We start from the raw sequence: 6,041 nt of genomic DNA on the forward strand, positions 1-6,041 counted from the left end.
TTGGTTCCTGCGTATCTATTTGTTTATGTGCAGCTCAGGCGCTTTATCCAGCGCCTGAGCCATATAGTCGACAAAGGCTTTGACCCTGGCGGATTGGCGACGATTCGCCGGGGATACGGCATAAATTGGCAGCGACAACGTACTGTAGTCCTGCAAAATCGCGCTCACGCGGCCGGCGCTCAGGTCTTCGCTGAATAGCCATACCGGTGACAGTGCAATCCCCAATCCCCCCAGCACCATTTCGCGGATCGCCTCGGAATTGTTGCTCTGCGCATTGCCCTTGATCCGCACTTCGTGGCGTTGGGCGTCTTTTGTGTACAACCACAGGTTTTGACTGCTCAGCAGGTTGAACATCAGGCAGTTGTGCCTGCTCAGTTCCTGCGGTGTTTGTGGTTGGCCGTTTTGCCTGAGGTAGTCAGGTGATGCGACGGTCACACGGTGGGTACTGCCGACAAGGCGAGCAATCAGGCCACTGTCGTTCAGGGCTCCGATCCTGAAAGTCACGTCCAGCCCTTCACTGACCAGATCCTGGTTTTGATCGCTCAGTTGCAGGTCGATCTGTACGTCAGGGTAGTGTTTGAGAAAGTCCGGCAAGCGGGGGGCGATCTGCAAGCGTCCGAAACTGACCGACGAGCCGATTTTCAACGGTCCGGCGACCCTTTCCCGACCGGATTGAAAGCTATGTTCCGCCGCGTCCACGGCGGCGAGGATGAGTCGGCATTCGTTGTAGTACCGCTGACCTTCGTCCGTCAGGGACAATTTGCGGGTACTGCGGGTAATCAGCTTTCCGCCCAATCGGGTTTCCAGTGCTTGCAACACTTTGCTGATGGTCGGCTGGCTGGTCTGCAACTCCCGGGCAACGGCGGAAAAACTGCCTCGTTCGACCACCCGCACGAAAATCGCCATTGCATTGAGTTTGTCCACGGGATCGCCCATTGATGCCGTAATGGAATGATCACTATAGCGGCATGGCGTCTTATCGGCATGAGTTGAGCAAGACAAAATCGGGCTTGCATTCACTACTGATGGGACATGGCGAAATGACTGACTCACTGAATATGCGCGCTCTGATGGTCGACTCGGCCAATGCGCCGTTACGTTTGGTTTCCATTGCGCGGCCCGTGCCGCAGGCGGGGCAGGTACTGGTCTGGATCAAGGCCAGCGGTGTCAATCCGCTGGACGGCAAAATCCGCTCCGGGCAGGCGACCCATGCGGCTCAACCATTGCCGGCGATAGTGGGGATGGATCTGGCTGGAACCGTTGAGGCGTTGGGGGAGGGCGTCAATGGCTGGCTGCCGGGGGATGATGTGTATGCCATGGCCACCGGTATTGGTGGTATTCAAGGTTCATTGGCCGAGTACGCGGTGGTCGACGCGCGACTGTTGGCTCGCAAACCACACAACTTGAGCATGCGTGAGGCTGCCGGTTTGCCGCTGGTGCTGATCACCGCATGGGAAGGCCTGGTCGACCGGGCTCGCGTTCGGCTCGGGCAGAAGGTATTGATCCATGGTGGTGCCGGTGGTGTTGGCCATGTCGCGGTGCAAATCGCCCGCGCTTTTGGCGCAGATGTTTTTGCCACGGGCTCTGCCGGGCAGCAGTCGATTATCGAAGGGTTCGGCGCGACATTTATCGATTACCGCAAGTCTTCGGTTGAAGACTATGTGGCTGAGCATACGGCTGGTGAGGGCTTCGACATTGTCTATGACACAGTGGGGGGTGAAACGCTGGATGCGTCATTCAAGGCGGCACGGATGTATCACGGTCATGTGCTCAGTTGCCTGGGGTGGGGGCAGCACAGCCTGGCACCGCTTTCCTTCCGCGGGGCGACTTACTCCGGTGTCTTCACTTTGTTGCCGCTCCTGACCGGCAAGGGGCGTGAGCATCACGGCGAGATTCTGCACGAGGCGGCGCAGTTGATTGAAGCGGGCAAGATCGCGCCATTGCTTGACCCGCACTCGTTCACGTTGGAATCCGCAGAAGCCGCCCATGTACTGCTCTTGTCAGGAGCGGCAAAGGGGCGGTTGGTGGTCGAGATTTAACTCAGGGCCTCGAGTACGAAGTCCAGTCGATCCTGGCCGAAGTACAGCTGGTTATCGACAAACATGCTTGGTACGCCGAATACGCCGCGCTGCACCGCTTTGTCGGTATTGTCCTTGAGCGTTGCCTTGACTGTTTCGTCGGCGGTCAGTGCCAGCACCAAATTGGGATCGAAACCGTTGCCGCTCAGCACCGCCGCCACGGTTGCCGGGTCATTGAGGTTGCGGCCGTCGACCCAGAGGGCCTTGAACAGGCAATCAATGAAGGCGACAAAACGCTCGGGATGGTGCAACTGAATGCCGGTCACGGCACGCATCAGCGCCAGGGTGTTGATCGGGAAATGCGGATTGAACTTCAGTGGCACGCCGTAGCGCCGGGCATAACGGTCGAGGTCCTGAATCATGTGGCGGCCCTTGGCCGGAATGGTCGCCGGTGAGGCGTTGCCGGTGGCCTTGAACACGCCGCCGAGCAGGATCGGGATGTAGATCAGCTGACTGTCGGTTTGCTCACAGATTGCCGGTAGCTGGGTATAGGCCAGGTAAGTAGTGGGGCTGCCTAGGTCAAAAAGGAATTCTATGGTTTTGCTCATGGTCGGTGCGCTCTGCTTATTGTTGTAGGGGAGGGCTTACCAGCGTTCGCTCCAGGGGCGAAGGTCCAGTTCGAAAGTCCAGGCGTCGCGGGGCTGGCTGTGCAGGTACCAGTAATTCTCGGCAATGTGTTCGGGGTTGAGGATGCCGTCCTGATCCTTGGTTGCGTATTTTTCGGGGAAGCTGTCGCGGATGAAATCGGTATCGATGGCGCCGTCGACGACGACATGGGCAACGTGAATGTTCATCGGGCCGAGCTCTCGGGCCATGCTTTGCGCCAGTGCTCGAATGCCGTGCTTGGCACCGGCAAATGCGGCGAACCCGGCTGCGCCACGCAGGCCTGCAGTGGCACCGGTGAACAGGATCGTGCCGCGCCGGCGCTTGGCCATACGTTTGGCCACTTCCCGGGCGTTGAGAAACCCCGAGAAACAGGCCATTTCCCAGATCTTGAAATACTTGCGGGCGGTTTCTTCGAGAATGCTGCACGGCACGTTGGCGCCGATGTTGAACACGAACGCCTCAATGGGGCCGATCTCGCTTTCGATCTGCTCGACCAGTGCCACCACATCGTCTTCCTTGCGAGCGTCGCAGGCAAAGCCGTGGGCCTCGCCACCATCGGCCCTGATCGCATCCACCAGTGGCTGGAGCTTGTCCGCACTGCGGCGGGTGACGCAGGCGACAAAACCCTCCCGGGCAAAACGCTTGGCAATGGCGCCGCCCGTGGAATCACCTGCACCGACGACCAGTACGACTTTCTTGTTATTCATGGGTAGATCCCTTTTGGTAAACGATCGTTAACTAAACGAACGTTATGCTATGATTCGACAGGCGTCAAGGCGAGCAATCCAGGGGGAAGGACAATGCGTTATTCGGCCAGTCACAAGCTGGAAACCAGGCAAAAGCTGCTGGAAAGCAGTGCGGTATCGGCCAAGAAGTCCGGATTTTCAACGGTGGGCGTGGACGGCCTGATGAAAGCGATTGGCTTGAGTGGCGGCGCCTTCTATAGCCACTTCTCGTCGAAAGACGAGTTGTTCGCAAGCATAGTCGAGCGTGAGTTGGGGCATAGCCTGACGCGACTGGGGGAGGGGCAGGACCGTGACAAGCTAGAGCGTTGCTTGAAACAGTACCTGAGTATGTCTCACGTCGAGAATCCGGAAACCGGTTGTGCATTGCCGGCATTGGGGGCGGAAATTGCCCGTTCCGACGTGACTGTCCGTCAACAGGCAGAGCACTGGATTTGTCGGCTTCATGAACGTTGGGCGGGTGTTCTGCAAAGCGACAGCCTGGCATGGGCGATTCTGTCGCAATGTATTGGCGCGCTGGTCGTGGCGCGCATGCTGGCTAGCCCGGATATCCAGCGCAAAGTGCTGAAGTCCAGTTACGAGGAAATCGGCCGCCAGATCGCAAGTCCGAGAACCTGACGCGACAGCCCTGCCTATTTGCAGATGACAATCATGCTGCGGCTGGTATAGCCCGCAGGATTGAGGCCAAACGGGTAATCGCCGGGCTCTTCCACGGCATCTCCCGACTTGGCGATGACCTTGTATCCCTTGGGTGCGCAGGAATTGGCTGCACTGGCGTAGCACTTGTCCCAGGACGAAGACAGTCCGGAACAGTTGATGTGTAGCCCTTTCTTGCCATGTTTGATCTGTGTTTCCGAGGTCGCTGCGCAGCCCGCAATTGCAAGTACGGCGATCAAAATCAAAATTCGTTTCATTACTGTCCTTATAGCGTCCCCGGATCTTGTGCCCGGGTCTGGCTGCATTCGCTTTCGCGAGACGCGTACCGATATCCCTACCTGAAATTATCCGTGGCATGACTCTGGGTTGCGGGGCTAAACATGGCCTAATTGGGCGGCAAATACCAGACCCGTGACATATCCGCTCTCAATCTGCCGTTACTACTGGCCTGGCGGCAGCGCTCATGGTCATGGTTGCGCCGACGGATGCCAGAATGATGCACATGATTGCCATCCATTGTGACAGCGAGAGGTATTCATGAAGGAACAGCAAGCCAGATAGCGCGCCGAAGGCAGGCTCGATACTCATCAGTGTGCCGAAGGTTCTGGCCGGCATGCGGGTCAGCGCGACCATCTCCAGGGTGTAGGGGAGGGCAGTGGACAAGATGGCGACGCCAAGGGCCACGGGGATCAATGATGGGGTCAGCAGAGCGGAACCAGCATGGACAATACCGATGGGGGCTACGAACAGCGCAGCGATCATTACCCCCAGTGCCGCGGTTTGCACGCCATTGTCTGCCCCGGCTTTTTGACCGAACAAAATGTACAGTGCCCAGCAGACCCCGGCACCCAAGGCATAACCGGCACCCACCAGATCAATGCCGGCGGTCGCTTCTCCCGTCGGTATCAGTAACAGTAAGCCGACGGCTGCCAAGGCGATCCACAAAAAGTCGATCGCGCGACGCGAGGCGTAGATCGCCACCGCCAGTGGGCCGGTGAATTCAAGCGCCACCGCGATGCCCAGCGGGACGGTTTGCAACGACATATAGAAGAGGAAGTTCATGCCGCCCAGCGCCATCCCGTAGACGATGACGGTGCGCAGGGACTTGGCGGTGAGCTTTGCCCGCCATGGACGCAGTATCAGCATCATGATCACGCTGGCAAAAATCAGTCGTAATGTTGTTGTCCCCTGGGGGCCGACAACGGAGAACATGCTTTTGGCCAGGGAGGCTCCGGACTGGATCGATGCCATGGCTATGAGCAGCAGCCCAACCGAGAACAGGGTAGAGGCTAGGCTGCGAGGCTGGTCATTCATTGCGTGGCATCGTCCGAAATATAGGAATCAAGGGTATTTCTATTTGTGTTGGGCAATATACTGCGCATTCCCTGTAGGCGTCTCTATATATAAGCAGTGTTTTTACACATATCGATAGAAACCTGAATCAGTGCTTGACGGCAGATTCCAGGTGTCTATAATTCGCCCCACTTCCGGCGCAGTCGAAACGGAAAACTCCTTGGTAAACAAAGAGTTACGCAGGTTTCGGCAGCAGGTTGCTTCAGGTCATCGAAGTCGAAAGGGAGTTGAAAAAGAGGTGTTGACAGCAGCGTGTAACGCTGTAGAATTCGCCTCCCGCTGATGAGAGATCTGAAGCGCAAGTGGTTGAAGTTGCAAAGGAAACTTTGAAAACTTCTGAAAATAATCACTTGACAGCAAATGAGGCTGCTGTAGAATGCGCGCCTCGGTTGAGACGAAAGATCTTAACCAACCGCTCTTTAACAACTGAATCAAGCAATTCGTGTGGGTGCTTGTGGAGTCAGACTGCTAGTCAACAGATTATCAGCATCACAAGTTACTCCGCGAGAAATCAAAGATGTAACCAACGATTGCTGAGCCAAGTTTAGGGTTTTCTCAAAACCCAAAGATGTTTGAACTGAAGAGTTTGATCATGGCTCAGATT

7 protein-coding genes are annotated in these 6,041 nt (G+C 56.8%); 2 read left to right on the forward strand and 5 right to left on the reverse strand.

The window, feature by feature from the left end; genetic code table 11:
- Nucleotides 1–15: 15 nt before the first annotated feature.
- Entirely contained in the window at nucleotides 16–936 is a 921-nt protein-coding gene (locus tag KGB28_RS15640) for a LysR family transcriptional regulator (protein ID WP_223446413.1), read from the reverse strand.
- A 104-nt stretch (nucleotides 937–1,040) separates the two neighbouring features.
- On the opposite strand from KGB28_RS15640, the gene KGB28_RS15645 reads away from it, so the two are divergent.
- Complete coding sequence (locus tag KGB28_RS15645) at nucleotides 1,041–2,039, forward strand: zinc-dependent alcohol dehydrogenase family protein (RefSeq protein ID WP_223446415.1); 999 nt, start codon at nucleotides 1,041–1,043, stop codon at nucleotides 2,037–2,039.
- Here the strand turns inward: KGB28_RS15645 and KGB28_RS15650 are convergent.
- Both KGB28_RS15650 and KGB28_RS15655 read right to left on the reverse strand, forming a co-directional pair.
- The gene (locus KGB28_RS15650; RefSeq protein ID WP_223446417.1) at nucleotides 2,036–2,626 is read right to left on the reverse strand and encodes a 2-hydroxychromene-2-carboxylate isomerase; all 591 of its coding nucleotides are present in this window, start codon (nucleotides 2,624–2,626) and stop codon (nucleotides 2,036–2,038) included. The genes KGB28_RS15645 and KGB28_RS15650 overlap by 4 nt on opposite strands.
- Nucleotides 2,627–2,662: 36 nt before the next feature.
- Nucleotides 2,663–3,391, reverse strand: coding sequence for an SDR family oxidoreductase (locus tag KGB28_RS15655; protein ID WP_223446418.1), 729 nt, complete (start codon nucleotides 3,389–3,391; stop codon nucleotides 2,663–2,665).
- A 93-nt stretch (nucleotides 3,392–3,484) separates the two neighbouring features.
- Between KGB28_RS15655 and KGB28_RS15660 the strand changes: the two genes are divergently transcribed.
- Nucleotides 3,485–4,045, forward strand: a complete 561-nt coding sequence (locus KGB28_RS15660; protein ID WP_223446420.1) for a TetR/AcrR family transcriptional regulator — start codon at nucleotides 3,485–3,487, stop codon at nucleotides 4,043–4,045.
- 14 nt (nucleotides 4,046–4,059) lie between these two features.
- On the opposite strand, the gene KGB28_RS15665 is transcribed toward KGB28_RS15660, so the two are convergent.
- Nucleotides 4,060–4,341 (reverse strand): hypothetical protein, encoded by a 282-nt coding sequence (locus KGB28_RS15665; protein WP_223446421.1) that lies wholly within the window; start codon nucleotides 4,339–4,341, stop codon nucleotides 4,060–4,062.
- 169 nt (nucleotides 4,342–4,510) lie between these two features.
- Nucleotides 4,511–5,398, reverse strand: a complete 888-nt coding sequence (gene rhtA / locus KGB28_RS15670) for a threonine/homoserine exporter RhtA (protein ID WP_223446423.1) — start codon at nucleotides 5,396–5,398, stop codon at nucleotides 4,511–4,513.
- Nucleotides 5,399–6,041 lie beyond the last annotated feature (643 nt).

The sequence above is a fragment of the Pseudomonas sp. BF-R-19 genome (assembly GCF_019956445.1).
Classification (GTDB): domain Bacteria; phylum Pseudomonadota; class Gammaproteobacteria; order Pseudomonadales; family Pseudomonadaceae; genus Aquipseudomonas; species Aquipseudomonas fluorescens_BH.